This is a genomic window from Paenibacillus sp. FSL H3-0333 (assembly GCF_038002805.1).
Taxonomy (GTDB): Bacteria; Bacillota; Bacilli; order Paenibacillales; family Paenibacillaceae; genus Paenibacillus_AQ; species Paenibacillus_AQ silagei.
In genome coordinates this window covers 6,667,253-6,683,602 of record NZ_JBBODG010000001.1, presented here as the reverse complement: position 1 = coordinate 6,683,602, position 16,350 = coordinate 6,667,253, and the positions used below count along the sequence as shown (strand labels likewise).

12 protein-coding genes are annotated in these 16,350 nt (G+C 48.0%); 6 read left to right on the top strand and 6 right to left on the bottom strand.

Annotated elements, in window-relative coordinates; all coding sequences use genetic code 11:
• Window positions 1-60: 60 nt before the first annotated feature.
• Window positions 61-732 carry a PspA/IM30 family protein gene (locus MHH78_RS29195; protein WP_341169727.1) on the bottom strand — a complete coding sequence of 224 codons (672 nt, stop codon included), beginning with the start codon at window positions 730-732 and terminating at the stop codon, window positions 61-63.
• Between the two features lie 62 nt (window positions 733-794).
• A complete protein-coding gene (locus tag MHH78_RS29190) occupies window positions 795-1,013 on the bottom strand; it encodes a PspC domain-containing protein (protein ID WP_036727755.1) in 219 nt (72 codons plus the stop codon).
• A gap of 297 nt (window positions 1,014-1,310) precedes the next feature.
• Between MHH78_RS29190 and MHH78_RS29185 the strand changes: the two genes are divergently transcribed.
• A complete protein-coding gene (locus MHH78_RS29185; RefSeq protein ID WP_036691104.1) occupies window positions 1,311-1,940 on the top strand; it encodes a YfbR-like 5'-deoxynucleotidase in 630 nt (209 codons plus the stop codon).
• Between the two features lie 42 nt (window positions 1,941-1,982).
• Here MHH78_RS29185 and MHH78_RS29180 read toward each other — a convergent pair whose 3' ends face one another.
• Window positions 1,983-2,615, bottom strand: coding sequence for a CPBP family intramembrane glutamic endopeptidase (locus MHH78_RS29180; RefSeq protein WP_341169726.1), 633 nt, complete (start codon window positions 2,613-2,615; stop codon window positions 1,983-1,985).
• Window positions 2,616-2,833: 218 nt separating this feature from the next.
• Between MHH78_RS29180 and MHH78_RS29175 the strand changes: the two genes are divergently transcribed.
• From MHH78_RS29175 to sigK, 4 genes are all read left to right on the top strand, one after another.
• On the top strand, window positions 2,834-3,310 hold the full coding sequence (locus MHH78_RS29175) for a hypothetical protein (protein ID WP_339254477.1): 477 nt from the start codon (window positions 2,834-2,836) through the stop codon (window positions 3,308-3,310).
• 109 nt (window positions 3,311-3,419) lie between these two features.
• A complete protein-coding gene (locus tag MHH78_RS29170) occupies window positions 3,420-4,229 on the top strand; it encodes a protein phosphatase 2C domain-containing protein (protein WP_339254479.1) in 810 nt (269 codons plus the stop codon).
• An 84-nt stretch (window positions 4,230-4,313) separates the two neighbouring features.
• Window positions 4,314-7,586: a DEAD/DEAH box helicase gene (locus MHH78_RS29165; protein ID WP_341169725.1), complete on the top strand. Its 3,273-nt coding sequence runs from the start codon at window positions 4,314-4,316 to the stop codon at window positions 7,584-7,586.
• Window positions 7,587-7,714: 128 nt separating this feature from the next.
• Window positions 7,715-8,416, top strand: coding sequence for an RNA polymerase sporulation sigma factor SigK (gene sigK, locus MHH78_RS29160; RefSeq protein WP_036691086.1), 702 nt, complete (start codon window positions 7,715-7,717; stop codon window positions 8,414-8,416).
• 15 nt (window positions 8,417-8,431) lie between these two features.
• Here the strand turns inward: sigK and MHH78_RS29155 are convergent, their stop codons facing one another.
• Window positions 8,432-9,295, bottom strand: a complete 864-nt coding sequence (locus MHH78_RS29155) for a helix-turn-helix domain-containing protein (RefSeq protein ID WP_341169724.1) — start codon at window positions 9,293-9,295, stop codon at window positions 8,432-8,434.
• A 139-nt stretch (window positions 9,296-9,434) separates the two neighbouring features.
• On the opposite strand from MHH78_RS29155, the gene MHH78_RS29150 reads away from it, so the two are divergent.
• On the top strand, window positions 9,435-12,518 hold the full coding sequence (locus MHH78_RS29150; protein ID WP_341169723.1) for a glycoside hydrolase family 2 TIM barrel-domain containing protein: 3,084 nt from the start codon (window positions 9,435-9,437) through the stop codon (window positions 12,516-12,518).
• 252 nt (window positions 12,519-12,770) lie between these two features.
• Here the strand turns inward: MHH78_RS29150 and MHH78_RS29145 are convergent, their stop codons facing one another.
• Both MHH78_RS29145 and MHH78_RS29140 read right to left on the bottom strand, forming a co-directional pair.
• Window positions 12,771-14,339 (bottom strand): hypothetical protein, encoded by a 1,569-nt coding sequence (locus MHH78_RS29145; protein ID WP_341169722.1) that lies wholly within the window; start codon window positions 14,337-14,339, stop codon window positions 12,771-12,773.
• Between the two features lie 67 nt (window positions 14,340-14,406).
• Entirely contained in the window at window positions 14,407-15,720 is a 1,314-nt protein-coding gene (locus MHH78_RS29140; protein WP_341169721.1) for a beta strand repeat-containing protein, read from the bottom strand.
• Window positions 15,721-16,350: the final 630 nt, after the last annotated feature.

Here is a 16,350-nt window from a genome sequence, read left to right as displayed (position 1 = left end):
ATGCCTCCCTGGTCAAAAGGGTGGCATCCTTTTTGTTATTGCTGAGCTTACACCGTCAGCTTATTTCCGGTTGCGCAGGCGTTCAAGCTCGGCCTCCACTGCGCTGTTCAGCGGAGCGTCAGGTGCGGCGGTTGTTGCTGCCAGCCCGGATTGCTCGGCCAGTGCTTCCTGCATGGCGATCTTGTCCTCCATCCGTTCGAAGCCGCGGGCAGCGGCACCGGCATTCAGCACCTGGCCGCCGTATCCGGCCGGGAAGCTTGAAGCGCTGGCTTGGGCAGACTGCTTGATCTCCGCAGCCTTGCGGGCACGTTCAGCCAGCTCGGCTCTTTTGGCTTTGAGACGCGTATGTTCTTCCTTAACACCAGCAAGCTGTACCTCCAGCGAGGCAAGTGCTGCCTGCGTCTCTTGAAGTCCGGCGGTACATTCCTGTCCGCTCTCCGTGTAGCGGAGCTTAGCCATTACCGCCAGGCGGGCAGCAGGTTCATTGCCCTCGCTCATGAACTGGACTGCTTCCGCTTCACTGCGCTCTGCAAGCACCTTGTATTCGTAGATCCGGCGCTCCAGCACACTGGCTGCTGCCTTGAGTTCACGCTGTTTGCCTTCGGCATTAGCGATCTTGTCCTCCAGATCCCGCAGGTATTGACCGGTTAGCAGGATTGGATCTTCCAGTTTGTTCAGTCCTTCATGAATAGCAGCCTTGGTTAGTGTAGTGATTCTTTGGAATATGCTCATTATAATGATCTCCTTTATATGTGGGTTGGTTAAGGTATGCCGCAAGTATTTAATAGAAGGAATTAGTAGTTGAAGCCGTCATCGAATCCGCCGTAGGATTCCTGGGGAACAATTAGGCTACCGATAATATACAGAAAGACTACAGTGCCGAAGCTGAATATCGTAGCGATAGCAACAATCAATCTTACAAGGGTTGCATCAACTTTGAAATAGCGGGCCAGTCCTCCGCATAAACCGGTGAGTTTCTTGTCTGTTACGGAGCGGGTTAATTTTTTATTCATAATATATCTTCCTCTCATATTAGATGACCGCCGGTGTGGCGTGTTCATTTCCGTTGTCTATGTATGTATTGTACGTAATTATTCATTCTGGCAAAACGGCCTGCAGACTGTTCTTGAATCCCGACTTTAGTCGGGGATGGGGACCGTAATAGGGCGGGGAGAGGCTGGGAAATAACGTTAGATGCGCGTAGCCGTGCGGATTTTACACAATGGTGTGCTGCGGTTCATCCGGGGATAACACTGGAGGATTACACTCTAATCTAGAGCATATCCAAACATACGGGAGGACAAGGCCTCATGGGAATTCACAAGTATTTTCGCTCACTGAATGAGCTGGAGCGCATTATCCGCTGTCCGGGCAAATTCAAATTCGAGGAGCATAGCGTTGCGGCCCATTCCTGGAAGGTCGTGCAATACGCGAAGACGCTGGCGGATATTGAAGAGAAGCACGGCGCGGTGATCGACTGGAAGAAGCTGTACGAGATTACGAGCAGCCATGATTACGGAGAGATTTTTATCGGGGATATCAAAACGCCGGTGAAGCACTCCTCGCTCCAGCTCAGATCATTGATCCAGCAGGTGGAGGAGGGCATGATCGACAACTTCATCAAGGAGCATATCCCGGACGAATTCAAAAGCATCTTCTACCAGCAGCTGCGCGAGGGCAAGGATGAGTCACTGGAGGGATTGATTCTGGAGGTTGCGGATAAGATGGATCAGGTGTATGAGGCCTTCGCCGAGCTGCAAAGAGGGAACACGGAGAAGGAATTCGTGGTGATGTACCGCAATGCGCTGATCAAGATCAAGCATATTGACCTTAAGTGTGTGGATTACTTCCTGGCAGAGATTCTGCCGGACATGGTGAACGAGGAGACGTTGTCTCCGATTGATATCAGGCAGATTACGGAAGAGGCGCTGGCCCTATAGAGGAGCTGTGGCTCTTTTTTCATATATACATATAGAAATACCTCAGGCCTGAAGGTGCTTGCTTGCGGAAGCCCGGGCATACCACACGGCTGATCCGTTAAAAGCAATATGGAGCGGAATCGTCAGCAAGAGCGACTCTGTCACCTGCGCGAACAGCCCGAAGAAGATCCCTCCGCTCAGCGCGAACAGCATAAACCGGATACTCTCGCGGTTCAGCCGGTAATACTGCAAATGGGAGACGGCGAACAGGAAGGCGGTAAGGAGAATAGCGCCGCTGACATCGATGATTCCCGTGGCATGGAGTTGCCCAAGACCCGGATGCTGCGCGAGAATGGGCAGAACCAGCCCCCGGAAGGCAATCTCTTCAAAGATCGGGAAGCACAGCACGAAGTTGACTGTATTATAAGTGCCCACTGGATTATAGCCGGAGGATCTGGAGATGATCAGGTTCACAAGCAGTATGATAAGGAACAGCGGAAGCACTCTCATTACATCTTGTGGAGCGTTGAAGGTGTAACCGTTGCTCCAGAGAAGACTTCCTCCGATCATGGCGGCTCCCCAATAATAGATTGTATACCGCACCTGTGTTTTAGCGATCAGCCCGAGAACCCGCTCGAAGATCCGGTAGGAAAAAGACAGCAGTACAGCAATAGCGCATAACTTCAGTAATAGCATGAATGTTAATCCTCCTGAGATGGTGAAAGTGTTATGATAAAGGAAAAATAGGCTGGTTCAGCGTTCTGTTCCTGATCGTGTGGGCTGTCGACTTCTTACAGGGCGGGTCCCACATACAGCTTCAAGCGGGTAGCCTCCGGGAGCGGAATAAAGCCATACTGGCGGATATTCTGATCTTTGCTGCTTTGAACGGCTTGCTTATGTATGTCCTTCATCCCATGGATAATCTGTTGCTGATCTCGCTGGCTGCTGCGGGACTGCTTGTTACATACTACTTGTCTTCAAAAGCGGACCGGAAGCGCTTACCCTTCCGGTCCTGGATCTTGCTGATCCACGTTTTGCTTGGCGTCAGCTTCTACCTGCTGTTCGGTATGCTGCTGATGAGCAAGCTGGTCGTCACCTATAACCTTAACATGACAAAACAGTTTGATATACTCTTTTTTGTCTATGGCCAGGACAGGCCGGTGGTGTATGGGGTGCTACTGATTATGGCTGTATTGTATTTCGTGATCGGGAAGCTGCTGATGCGGCCTCTATATAGCTGGTGCGCGGTGAATTACTGCCTGCCTGCGAGAATGAACATTAAGCTGGTTGGAGGAGAGCTTCTAAGCGGAGTGTATATTCTGCGGGACACTGATAGAAGATTCCTGACAGCGAGCGACAGCCTGAGCCCGGGACCGGAGGACAGAATCTAAACCGGGAACGGATAGAGGTTATGGAGCGGGTCTCTGAATGAAGTCGCGGGAGTAGCCGTTCGAGTATAATAGAAGAAACATAGAGTATAGACGGGACAGGAGGAGCAGGATGGGACAGACAAGGGAACAATTCAGCTGGGTAGGCAGTGAGGAGAGGTACTTGGATCATCCAATAACCTCTACACTGAACAGGATGGTTATTGGCCGGTACGGCGGAAACACTGCTGCAGGTGCTAATAAAAATGAAGACGGTGTCTATTTATCAAGCGAGCCGGGCGCGGACTGGGAGTTCGCGATGCTTCTGGATGCGCACAATACGGCGGAAAGCGCCGAACTGCTGGTCCGCACGATCAATGGTGAGGCAGGTGGAATCATCAGACTGCTGGCGCTGCCGGTTCAGCAGGCGTTCCGGGAACTGGAGTCTTTTTTGCTGGCGATTTTCCAGTCTGAGGCATTTCTCAGCCAGTGTAGGCAGGTAAAAGGGGAGACCGCATGCCTGATCTGTGTCCGGATGGAGAATTATCTCTGGTGGTTCTCGGTGGGGGATAATTCGCTCTATCTGCTGCATCCCGAGCTGGCGGCACGCGGGCAATATGCGCTTGGTCAGCGTAATTACTTCGAGTGGATCGGCTTCGTCAACACTTTTGCTCAGCCTGTGGCCTGTTACTCCTCCGGCATCCGCGAGCTGCGGCAGGGCCGCAACATCATCGTGATGACCACGGATGGTCTGCTGGAGGTGGGGGAAAGACTGCTGGAGGACCCGCGCAGGCTGTATGAAGCTTTTACGGGTAGAGAGGATCTGGAGGAATGTGTGGCGGATGTATTGACGAGTGTCCATGAACAGCTTGGGCGGGACAGCGCAACGGTGGTGGCCTGGAGTTATGATAATGGGCGGGCGGGTGCGATGCCGAGTGATTGAGGGTTATTTTCGTTTTGCAACACCTGGATGAGGCCGAGAAGAACCGTAGTAAAGACCAACTTAGATACAAAGCAGGTGATGAAGATGGATTTTACATTAGAAGATATCAAGGATATCTGCGGGGATACCTTTTATAAGCGGGGACGATCTTATTATAATTCGGGGCGGGTAAGCAAGCTGAGCTTTGATGCAGAAATCAACCGTTATAGAGCATGGGTAAAAGGAAGCAAAGCTTATCACGTTGAAATTTTCAATATTAATCTTACGGGAAAGGATACCGAAGCTTACTGTACTTGTCCCGCCTATGAGAACTATGACTGCTGTAAGCATGTGGCGGCGACACTCATGGCCATACACGCACTGCAGACCAAGAACCCTGCAGGTAGCGAAGTGAAGAAGCCGGGCTCCGCCTCCGTTACCCCCTCCAAAAGCAAAGATAAACGCAAATATAACCAGACGGATCTGTTGATTTCCTCACTTGCCGGGATGGAACCTGCTATGAATAGAGAGAAAGCTCCTCTGTTTGAGCATGAAGAACAATTGCAGTTTGAGTTCATCTTAAGCACGCTTTACCAGCAGCCCAGAGGATTTACGCTTGAAATGCGGGTGGGCTATAAACACCGGTATGTCGTGACGAAGCTGGGACAATTCCTTGAGCATCTGGAGCAGCGGAAGCCGCTGTATTTCACCAGCAAGTTCACGTTTGACGCAGCACAGCAGCAGATTAGCGCTGCCGACCGGGAATTCATGGAGGTCATGCTTCTACTGAAAAACTCTGAGAAATTACTCAAACCTAGCCCGAATAGCTATTATAGCCCCCCTGAGACTGACGGGAGAATGCTGAAGGTCACTCCGCTGGCCTGGGACAAGCTTAAGCCGCTGCTGTCAAAAGTGAATATTACCCTAAGAAGTGTGGGGCACCCGGAGGTTCCTGCTGTCCTTGCGGGCCAAGCCCCGCCGCTTGAATTCTCGATCGGCCAAGGAAAGAAGAAGGATTATGTTCTGACGGCTGCGAATATGGATAAACTTACCTTGCTTGAGGACTATTCTACTCTGATTATGAACGGGCTGATCTATGATGTGGACAGAGCAGCGCTCCGTACAATTGCACTGCTGCAGCAGCAGTTCACGGCCTCCAGCGACATTGCAGTGGCTCCCGGACAAATCGAAGCGGTCGTACAGCAGGTGCTGCCAGCCTTAAGAAAGCTGGGGAAAGTAAGTGTGGAACAGGCAGTAAGCGAGCGAATTGTGGAGCCTGAACTGCAGGCTAAGCTGTATCTGGATTATGCGGACGGCACCTTAACGTTTCGGCTGGAATTTCATTATGAGGAGATTGTGATTAATCCGCTGGAAGAGAATAGCGTGGATGAAGTGCACAAGCAGAAGATCCTGATCCGAAATATGCAGCGGGAAAATAAGATCGTTGATATTCTGGACAACTCTCCGCTCAGACAGGAACGGCAGCACTGGGTTTCGGTTAGTGAGCCGGTCATCTACGAGGCGTTATATGAGCTTGTGCCGGTTTTGGAAGAGGTTGCCGAGCTGTTTGTCACACCTGCTGTTCAGAGACTTGTGCTGGAGCGTAAAGCTTATCCCAAAGTGAAAGCGGAGCTGAGCGAAGGTCTGGATTGGCTGGATATCTCTTTTGAGCTGGAAGGCTTGAATGAGGAGGAGACTGTTCGGGTCATGCAGGCGATTGTGGAGAAAAGGAAGTATGTCCGCCTGCGCAGCGGGGCGTTTCTGCCCATTGCCGTAGACAGTTTCAACGAATTCGGCACCGTTGCCGAACGGTTGAATCTCAGGCAAAGGGATCTTAAACACTCGGTAATCCGCCTGCCCTCCGTACAAGCTCTTCAGCTTCCAGAGCGGGGCCATGGCTTCAAGCATACGAAGTGGGGCAAGTCCCTCCGGGAATTCCTGGACCAGCTGCGGGAACCGGACAGTCTGGAATTCGAGCTGCCCGCTGAGCTGAAGCCGGTTCTCCGCGATTATCAGGCCAGAGGCTTCCAGTGGATGAAGACGTTGTCGAAGTTCAGGTTCGGCGGAATTCTGGCGGATGACATGGGGCTGGGTAAAACCATCCAGAGTATTGCTTATATCTGCTCCGAGCTGGCTGAGATGCCGTCCAAGGTACAGGGGAGAGCTCCGGTGCTGATTCTGTGTCCGGCATCCTTAACGTATAACTGGAGCCATGAGTTCGCCCGGTTTGCACCAGCAGTCAACGTACTGGTGGCGGCAGGTCAGAAGGAGGAGCGCAGTGGACTGCTGGAGAGCAATGCCATGGAAGAAGCAGATGTGATTATTACCTCTTACCCTCTTCTCCGCAGGGATATTGATCTGTATTCCGGCACAACCTTTCATGCGCTAATTCTGGATGAAGCCCAGGCGATCAAAAATTCAGCTTCCCAGACGGCCCAAGCGGTTAAATCGCTTAAGGCTGCACGGAAATTCGCTCTGACGGGCACACCGATTGAGAATTCGGTGGATGAGCTGGAAGCTATTTTCAGCACCGTCTTCCCGGCGCTGTTCACCGGACGATTGACCTTCAAGGAGCTGCCCGCCGGACGTATCGCCAGCATCGTGTCCCCCTTTATTCTGCGGCGGCTCAAAAAAGAGGTTCTGGAGGAGCTGCCAGACCGCATTGATACTGTACAGCACACAGAGCTGCTGGACGAGCAGAAACAGGTATATCTCGCATACTTAGCGAGGCTCCGTGACGATACCGAACAGGATCTGCTTGCGGACGGATTTCACAAGAGCCGGATGAAGATTCTGGCGGGTATCACCCGCTTACGGCAAATCTGCTGCCATCCGTCGCTGTTCCTTGAGAATTATACAGGCGGCTCCGGCAAGCTGGAGCAATTGCTGGAGATTGTGCAGGAATGCCGTGATTCCGGCCGCAGAATGCTGGTGTTCTCGCAATTCTCCAGTATGTTAGGGCTGATCCGGCAACGCCTGGACGAAGCTGGAGTTCAGCCCTTGTATCTGGATGGCTCTACTCCGGGCAAGGAGCGGGTGGAGTTGTGCAGGCTTTTCAACGAAGGTGAAGGGGAAGTGTTCCTGATCTCGCTTAAGGCGGGTGGAACGGGGCTGAATCTGACTGGAGCGGACACGGTGATTCTATACGATCTGTGGTGGAATCCGGCAGTCGAGGAGCAAGCCATCGGCCGGGCACACCGGATGGGGCAACGGAATGTGGTCCAGGTGATCCGGTTGATTACCGAAGGTTCCATCGAGGAGAAGATGCTGGAGCTGCAGCAACGCAAGAAAGATCTCATCGAAGAAGTCATCGAAGCTGGCGAGAACAAGACGACCCAGCTGTCGGAAGAGGATATCCGCGAGCTGCTCCGGGTGTAGGAGGCCCGTACCTATTTTCCCCGTACATGCACTTCTAGGCACCTACCCACATACAATAAAAGGACCATGAACCCTTAGTTCTCCTTGCTGACCGGTTTCATTGTACATGTGCGGGAGGTGTCGCCAAGTTGCCTGGAATCATAAGCACGATTGCGCTGCTGATCAAAGAATTGACGCTGCTGGTATCTTACGTAAGGAACAACGCTTTTCCCCAGCCTCTATCGGAGCAGGATGAGAGCAAATACTTAGGCATGATGGCCGAAGGAGATGCCAAGGCACGGAACCTGCTGATTGAGCATAACCTGCGGCTGGTTGCCCATATAGTGAAGAAATTCGACAACACCGGCGAAGACATGGAGGACCTGATTTCCATTGGCACCATTGGGCTGATCAAGGCCATTGAGAGCTACCGCCCGAACAAGGGCACAAAGCTGGCTACTTTTGCGGCTAGATGTATAGAGAATGAGATCCTGATGCACCTTCGGTCGCTGAAAAAGACCCGCAAGGACGTATCTCTCCACGATCCGATCGGAACGGATAAAGAGGGTAACGAGATCACGCTGATCGATATCCTCGGCTCGGAAGCGGACGATGTGATTAAGGAAGTGGATCTGAAGATTGAGAAGAGCAAGATCTACCGGAATCTGGATATATTAGACGATCGGGAGAAGGAAGTCGTTGTCGGCCGCTTCGGCCTGGACACCGGCGGGGAAGAGCGGACGCAGCGTGAGATTGCGAAGGAGCTGGGGATCTCGCGGAGTTATGTGTCGCGGATTGAGAAGCGGGCGCTGATGAAGCTGTATCATGAGTTTTATAAGGTGAAGCGGTGAGCTCATAATCAATTTCTAAAGCAACTTGTCTGCGGATGAGTTGCTTTTTGTTTTACGAATATATCGTCCTGGAGATACCCCTTCTGACTTCGTAAATTGTTTGGTGAATGAATATATATCCCCGTAACCCAGGCTAACGGCTACGTGTTTGATGGGAAGTCCGGATAGCAGCATCATTTTTGCCTGTCTCATTAAATGTTCAGTGTGGTATCGCTTAGGGGAAATTCCTGTAGTCTCTTTAAACAATTTCCGAAAGTTCTCGTAGCCCATATTCACGGCAGATACCACTTCCTGAATATCAAAGTGAATATCATTGGAGGCACTAATCAGCTCGCAGGCTTTTGTTATTTTACTTTCAATTTCATTGCTATGAGCATTATGAATGCTACTGTGTAATCTGATAATCAAATCCTGAGACTTCATTAGCAGGGAGGGAAGACTTTCATCTGTTGCACTTTTCAAGGCTTTCAGCAAGGAAACAAAATCAAAGAAAAAATCATTCGTATGCTGTGTCGATTGGACTTCCTTATCGGAATTAATAATTCCAAGTGTCTGTAAGTATGAATAGACAGGATACCCGACACTGATATAAAACTCGATCCAATTCCCATCTGGTTCAATTGCAGTAGAGTGCAAACGTTCAGGTAAACGTTGAACAAGATCACCTGCTTGCATAGGAGTAACGGTACCGTCCGCAGAAATAAATGTTCCACTGCCTTGCAATACTACAAAACAGCTGTAATATCCTATCTTAAAATCATATTGAGAACGCTCTGCTGATCTTTTCCGCATAAAGCCGCAAGATAAAATACCCTGATTAAAATCTTTGCCGATACATCGGTAGATTACATCATTTTCATTAATGTCTTCAAAATTCATGTATTCACACTCCTACCAAAATGGATAAATGAAATACCATACTCAACATTTAATATAAGGGAATTTCCTTATATTATAGGGGTATCTACATTAAAAGATCAACCAATTAGAACAATCGATGGGAGTGTTATTTAAGCCTATGAAGCTAAGCAGAGATTGGGAAAATCAATATGTTACTCAAAAAAACCGTTATCCCATGCATGAGCCCTACGGAGTATACGAAACCGTTGAACAGGCTTTAAGCGGAGACCGGAGAAAGTCTAAATACGTAAAAAGTCTGAATGGAATGTGGAAGTTTAAATGCTTTGGATCTCCCGATGAAGTAACGGATGAATTCTATAGTCCTGAACATGATGTTTCCCATTGGGATCATATTCCGGTTCCTTCCCATTGGGAGCTTTCGGGGTATGGAAAACCTGTATACACCAATATGCTGTATCCCTTTGTTCAAAAAGGGGAGGGTTCACATCATGAGATTCAACTCAAGCCTAATGAATACATTTTGAATCCGCCTCATGTGCCGGAGAGTAATCTTACCGGTTGTTACGTCCTAACGTTTGAAGTTGACGAACATTTTTACGAAAGGGATATATTTATTGATTTTGGAGGTGTAGAATCGTGTTTTTATCTTTGGTTAAACGGCAAGCTGGTTGGTTATTCTCAGGACAGCAAGCTTAACGCTTCTTTTGATATCACGGATTACATTCAAAAGGGACAAAACCGTATAGCGGTTCAGGTTATGCGGTTTGGAGCCGGTACTTATCTGGAGGATCAGGATTACTGGCATCTCTCGGGGATCTACCGGGATGTTCTCATTTATGCAAAACCACGTATGCGCATCCATGATTATAAGATCGAAACCCTCTTTTCCGGTAATTACAACAATGCCGAATTATCTGTGACGGTTGCACCTAATAATCAAGTGAATGGTTATGGTGAGGCTCATGTGCGGTTGTCCCTGTATGATAGCGAACAGAAATTGGTTACTGAGTTTGAAACGCCAAAGTTTGCGGATTGTGATTCCTACCTGCGAGAAAAATATGTAGCAAAGGTTACGAAAACCATTTCAAATCCTCACTTGTGGAGCGACGAGAGCCCTTATCTCTATAAATTGGTGTTAGAAATGATTGATTTGTCTGGAAATGTAGTTGATATTGAGAGCGCGAATGTCGGCTTCCGTGAAGTGAAGATCGATCGAAAAGGGGTCCTGAGAATTAATGGGAAGCGTCTCATTATACGGGGAACCAATCTTCACGCCTTTTGTCCTGAAACAGGACGAGTCGTAACAACAGAATATATGCGCGAGCAAATCAAGGTCATGAAATCGCTGAATATCAATGCGGTAAGAACAAGTCACTATCCGCACGCAATCGAATGGTATGACTTGTGTGATGAACTGGGCATTTACCTGGTGGATGAAGCCAATATTGAAACACACGGTCTTGGCGGCCAGTTAAGCGCATCCCCCGAATGGACAAATGCGTATATGGAACGGGCTACACGGATGGTTCTGAGAGATAAAAATCATCCATCCATTATTCTCTGGTCTCTGGGTAATGAATCCGGTTATGGAGCGAATCATGCTGCGATGTACGGCTGGATTAAGGAGTATGACAAAACAAGGTACGTTCAGTATGAGTCTCTGAATCCTCCGGCAAACATCTCCGATATTATGGCGCCTATGTATCCTCAGAAAGATTGGATCCTGGATGTCATGGCTGAAAGCGAGGATTTACGTCCTTTTATTATGTGTGAATATGCGTACGCGAAAAGTAACAGTAACGGAAACTTTAAGGAATTTTGGGAGCTCATTCATAAATTCCCGCGGTTTCAAGGAGGATTTATTTGGGATTTTCAGGATAAAGCGCTGGTTAAGCAGGATAAAGACGGAAATAAAAAGTATGTCTATGGCGGGGCATTCCAGGAAGAGGTTACTGATCCTGCACCTGATATGTGCCTGAATGGCATTGTTTTCCCTAATCTAACGCTCAAGCCGGCTGCGCATGAAATAAAAAATGTACAATCTCCTATCCAAATGGATTACATGCCTGGGAATGATGGCTATCGAATTTATAATCATTACACGCATCGGGATTTAAGCCATTTGAATATGGCCTGGGAGCTGGTTTGCGATGGAAAGGTGATTGAAAGCGGTAGCTTGCCTAAATACCACACAGCACCAGGATCCGTTGATAAGCTTCAAGCGCCATACGATTCGTCTAAAGTCTCCGGGGAAGCTTTTCTTAATTTCTATGCTTATTTGGACGAGGACACCTTTTATTCTAAGAAGGGAGCCTGTATTTATGCCTGCCAGATAGAGATTAAAGATTCTGTTAATAAAGTGCATACCGGAGATATAGAAAAGGATAGTTTGCAGTATGATGAAACGGCAAATGAAATTCATATCTATAATGAAAATACAACGGTTCTTTTCTCGAAAGAAACCGCAGAGTTCATCTCTGTAAAATACAATAACAAGAATTATTTCACGGGAGGAACAAATAACTTCTATCGCCCTCCGACAGGCATTGATGCAGGTATTCATCTCGAATCGTCCAATTATGCAGATGAATGGAAAGCGCTCGGGCTCCATTCCCATCAAAAAGAAATCAAGAATATCCGGGTATTTGCAGCACCAGCTGCTGTTATCATTCAAGTTCATTGTCTATATCATGGATGCATTGAAACAAAAACCAATTATACCGTTGGCGGCAAAGGTATAGAAATCACCAATACAGTTGTGAACAATGCCAAGGTCGACACTCTCCCGAGAATTGGGCTAAGCTTTAAGTTCTCTGATGCCTGGAAGAAGATGAAATGGTATGGTCGCGGGCCATGGGAGAACTACGCGGATCGTAAATCTGCCGCATTCGTTGGAGTATATGAGAGCACTGTTGAACAGCAGCACGTACCCTATATCTTACCGGTAGAATGCGGTGGTAAGGAGGATGTCCGGTATTTATATTTGTCATCCAAAGAACAAGAAGTAAAAGTAACGGCAGCGGGACATTTCCATTTTGATATTCATGGGCACAGTATTGAGCAATATGACAACGCCGCCTATGAAGACGAGCTGGGACATTCAGATTCTGTTTATCTTCATATTGATCACAAACATGCAGGTCTTGGCGGAGATACCGGCTGGACCAAAAATATTCACGATCCCTATCAAATTAAGAAAGGTATTTATGTTTATAGGGTAACTATAGAAATTATTTCTTAAGAAAACTAATTTTTGACTGGCTGAGTAAGGGATGGATCCTTCGCAATCTCCCGGACGCAACGGGAGATTGCGAAGGAACTGGGGGTGAAACGAGATAACTACAAAGAGCTTACGCATAATAATTTAGCGGTAATTCAAGGTCAAATAATAACACTCTGTCATTGTGGACGGAGTGTTATTATTTCGTACTTTAAATCTATAGTATGGGATGAAGAAGAGGGAAGTTTCCATAGTGAATTGTTAAAGCTATTCTCACCATTCTTCTGTAAGACTAAGGGTTGCAGTAACCGAATTAGTACCGCCACTTATATTTGCTACAGCCAGTGAGACAAATTCATTATCCGGTAATTGGAAATCCAATAATGAAGCTGAGGCTGAAATTCTGGCAATTCCTCCAGCTCCGGCTGCTAAGCCTTGCAATAGTACCTGACCGCCTGAAATTGTCGTTAGCGTATTATTTACTAGAAGAGCTGTCTCTGAAGAGGGGATATTTGTGGTCACGGTTGGAAAATTTGTAAAAGCTCCATCAATCGTTCCACCAAGTATGAGCTGATAGTAAATATCTTCTGAGGTTACAAGATCAATAGCTTCCAGTTTTACACTTACTGAATTTGCTCTACCTGAACCTGGCGGGAAGATCTCCTTTCTTTGGAAGGACAAGACAGGTGTAAGCGTTCCTGATGCCGTTACTGTTCTTCTTTCGGAAGTAACCCTGAAAACTGGATTATATTTGCCCAAAATGCTATATTGTCTTCCTCCAACAAATAAATCGAGTCCTGCTGCCGTGCCATTATTGAATATTTCTGCACGCAGTGGAAGATTAGGATCAGCAAGACTCGTCTGCCCGCTAGGGGAGAACCGGTGAACCGTAATTACTTCTTGTGCTAAAGACGTAGGATTGGGAAGCACTACTCTAAATTCTATGACTCCATATCCATACCAGGTAAATACAATTTGAAATATATTACCTTCTGATAAATTAAGCGTTGTCCCACTTGGCCCCGCTCCATCTAATTTATCTACGTTCCAGGAAGTTTGAGGAATTACAGTGTCAACACTTGCTCTTCTAATCGCTACGAATATTCCATTCGCTACACTCTGACCAAAGAATAAGCCATTTTGATCGTCAAAAGCACCCCATCTCACCACTTGTTCTCCTGTTGGTGCAAATGGTAAACGGATGCCTATGCCTGCTTCTGCAGCTAATCCTGATTCATATCTTCCTCTCTCCGAACTTTGGAGGATGGCAATATCTCCTCCCGATGCAGTCGTAGCTAATTGGAACTCCGTGTTAGTACTTCCAACTGTACCACCGCCCAGCGTGGCAACAACGTCTCTTAGGTTAGATAAGCCATATACCGAGGTCAGTTCAATAATTGTCGTTTTTTCACTTGTTCTTAACTCGTTAAATTGAGAGCTAACATTTGGTCCAACTCCCACTATGGTTGTATTAGGATCAATAGTACCTGTTGCTTCTAACAATTCTGAAGATACAATACGGTGAGGAGTTACAAGTTGCCCTGAAGTATTTTTACCCCAAACGGAGATTTCTGTTTGATCTTCTGCTACACCGCTTGTTGTAAAGATAAACTCAAAGGCAGTGAAGTTCGCATAATAATTCTTCGTTATTACCGTGTCTGGACTTACATTAATTGTTTCGAGTATATATAACGTTCTGATCCCGTTTAGGTAGTATCCTTGAATCATGACGGTCGCAATATTGACTGTGTCACGATTTTCGATTTTAATGGTCAGCTGTTGTGTTGGGCTTTCACCACTGACCTGATTATTTTCTATTGGTCCGGTTGATAAAATAGCCATATCTTTGATTCTCCCTTATTTCGAAATTTAGATACAGAAAATCAATATCCCAATCCATTTTAATATTTTACTGAACCTGAATAATCGAAACAGAACCATCCGTAAACGTAGTCGTTGCTGACCCATTATATAGAAAATCCATTGTGATAGCAGTTGAAGTAGTGTCTACTAAGAACGTACCAGATACGCTTACATTAGCATCTACAGTTCCAGTAACTGATCTGCCTGAAAATCGACTTTGGAATACTAGATTTAATCTTGGTGTAACAGTAACATTTCCATTTACAGAACTAGTTGCCCTGAAAGTAAAAGAAACTAAATAAATGTGTCCTATGGCCAGTACAAAGGTTGTATTTGACGGATGCAAAATGTTAGCGCCATTAATGAATGAAGTCGTATACGAAATCGCTGTCCCATTTACTACAGATGCTGCATTAACAGTAAATAATCCGTTTTGTAATGTGGCTCCTGTTCCGGTGGCACCTGTAACTCCGGTTGATCCTGTAACTCCAGTGGCACCTGTTACACCTGTCGCCCCCGTGGCTCCGGTAGCACCTGTCGCTCCGGTGGCACCTGTCGCTCCGGTGGCACCTGTCGCTCCGGTGGCACCTGTCGCTCCGGTGACACCGGTAGCCCCCGTCTCCCCGGTAACTCCGGTAGCCCCTGTCACCCCCGTCGCTCCAGTGATTCCGGTAGCCCCCGTCTCCCCGGTAACTCCGGTAGCCCCTGTCACCCCCGTCGCTCCAGTGATTCCGGTAGCCCCCGTCTCCCCGGTGACACCGGTAGCCCCTGTCACCCCTGTCGCTCCAGTGATTCCGGTAGCCCCCGTCTCCCCGGTGACACCGGTAGCCCCTGTCACCCCCGTCGCTCCAGTGATTCCGGTAGCCCCCGTCTCTCCGGTGACTCCGGTAGCCCCTGTCACCCCTGTCGCTCCAGTGATTCCGGTAGCACCTGTCACCCCTGTCGCTCCAGTGATTCCGGTAGCCCCCGTCTCCCCGGTGACACCGGTAGCCCCTGTCACCCCTGTCGCTCCAGTGATTCCGGTAGCCCCCGTCTCCCCGGTGACACCGGTAGCCCCTGTCACCCCTGTCGCTCCAGTGATTCCGGTAGCCCCCGTCTCCCCCGTCGCTCCAGTGATTCCGGTAGCCCCTGTCACCCCCGTCGCTCCAGTGACTCCGGTAGCCCCTGTCACCCCCGTCGCTCCAGTGACTCCGGTAGCCCCTGTCACCCCCGTCTCTCCGGTGACTCCGGTAGCACCTGTCGCCCCGGTGACACCGGTGGCACCTGTCGCTCCGGTGACACCGGTAGCCCCCGTCGCCCCGGTGACACCGGTAGCACCTGTCGCCCCTGTGGCTCCGGTGGCCCCTGTCGTTCCAGTCACTCCAGTTGCCCCAGTTGCCCCGGTTACTCCTGTGCTTGCTCCTAACAATTCTGAAGATACGATACGGTGAGGAGTTACAAGTTGTCCCGCAGCATTTTTTCCCCAAACTGAAATTTCTATTTGTTTTTCGGCTAAACCATTAATTGTAAATAAAAACTCAAAAGCATCTAGGTTTGCGAAATAATCCATCGATATTACTTCATTGGGATTTACACTAATTAATTCAAGTACATATAAAGCTCTCGTCCCGTTTAGGTTATATCCTTGAATCAAAATACTTGCAATATTAACGGAGTCAGTATTATCAGCTTTTATGGTCAACTGTTGTGTTGGCCTTACACCACTGACCGGATTATTTTCTATCGGTCCAGTTGATAAAGTAGCCATTTACTTGATTCCTCCTTCACTAATGTTTGTAGAGTTGATGTTCTACTAGAATATTCAAATACTATCTCAAAGTTTGGACACTAAGTTCGAGTACAATTTTTTATTTTCTGACTAGTACTTCGAAAGCAGCCGACTTAAAAAACGGATGTAGTATAAGGAAGCTTTAACCACAACCTCAAGAAATTCGTTCAACACCAGCTAAGACATGGAGGACTTGTTTTGAGTGATGTTTCTAAATAATTT

Bases quoted from the DNA above. Each gene is read 5' to 3' on its own strand.
- MHH78_RS29195 (WP_341169727.1), bottom strand. From the start codon at position 732: ATGAGCATATTCCAAAGAATCACTACACTAACCAAGGCTGCTATTCAT.
- MHH78_RS29190 (WP_036727755.1), bottom strand. From the start codon at position 1,013: ATGAATAAAAAATTAACCCGCTCCGTAACAGACAAGAAACTCACCGGT.
- MHH78_RS29185 (WP_036691104.1), top strand. From the start codon at position 1,311: ATGGGAATTCACAAGTATTTTCGCTCACTGAATGAGCTGGAGCGCATT.
- MHH78_RS29180 (WP_341169726.1), bottom strand. From the start codon at position 2,615: ATGCTATTACTGAAGTTATGCGCTATTGCTGTACTGCTGTCTTTTTCC.
- MHH78_RS29175 (WP_339254477.1), top strand. From the start codon at position 2,834: ATGGATAATCTGTTGCTGATCTCGCTGGCTGCTGCGGGACTGCTTGTT.
- MHH78_RS29170 (WP_339254479.1), top strand. From the start codon at position 3,420: ATGGGACAGACAAGGGAACAATTCAGCTGGGTAGGCAGTGAGGAGAGG.
- MHH78_RS29165 (WP_341169725.1), top strand. From the start codon at position 4,314: ATGGATTTTACATTAGAAGATATCAAGGATATCTGCGGGGATACCTTT.
- MHH78_RS29155 (WP_341169724.1), bottom strand. From the start codon at position 9,295: ATGAATTTTGAAGACATTAATGAAAATGATGTAATCTACCGATGTATC.
- MHH78_RS29150 (WP_341169723.1), top strand. From the start codon at position 9,435: ATGAAGCTAAGCAGAGATTGGGAAAATCAATATGTTACTCAAAAAAAC.
- MHH78_RS29145 (WP_341169722.1), bottom strand. From the start codon at position 14,339: ATGGCTATTTTATCAACCGGACCAATAGAAAATAATCAGGTCAGTGGT.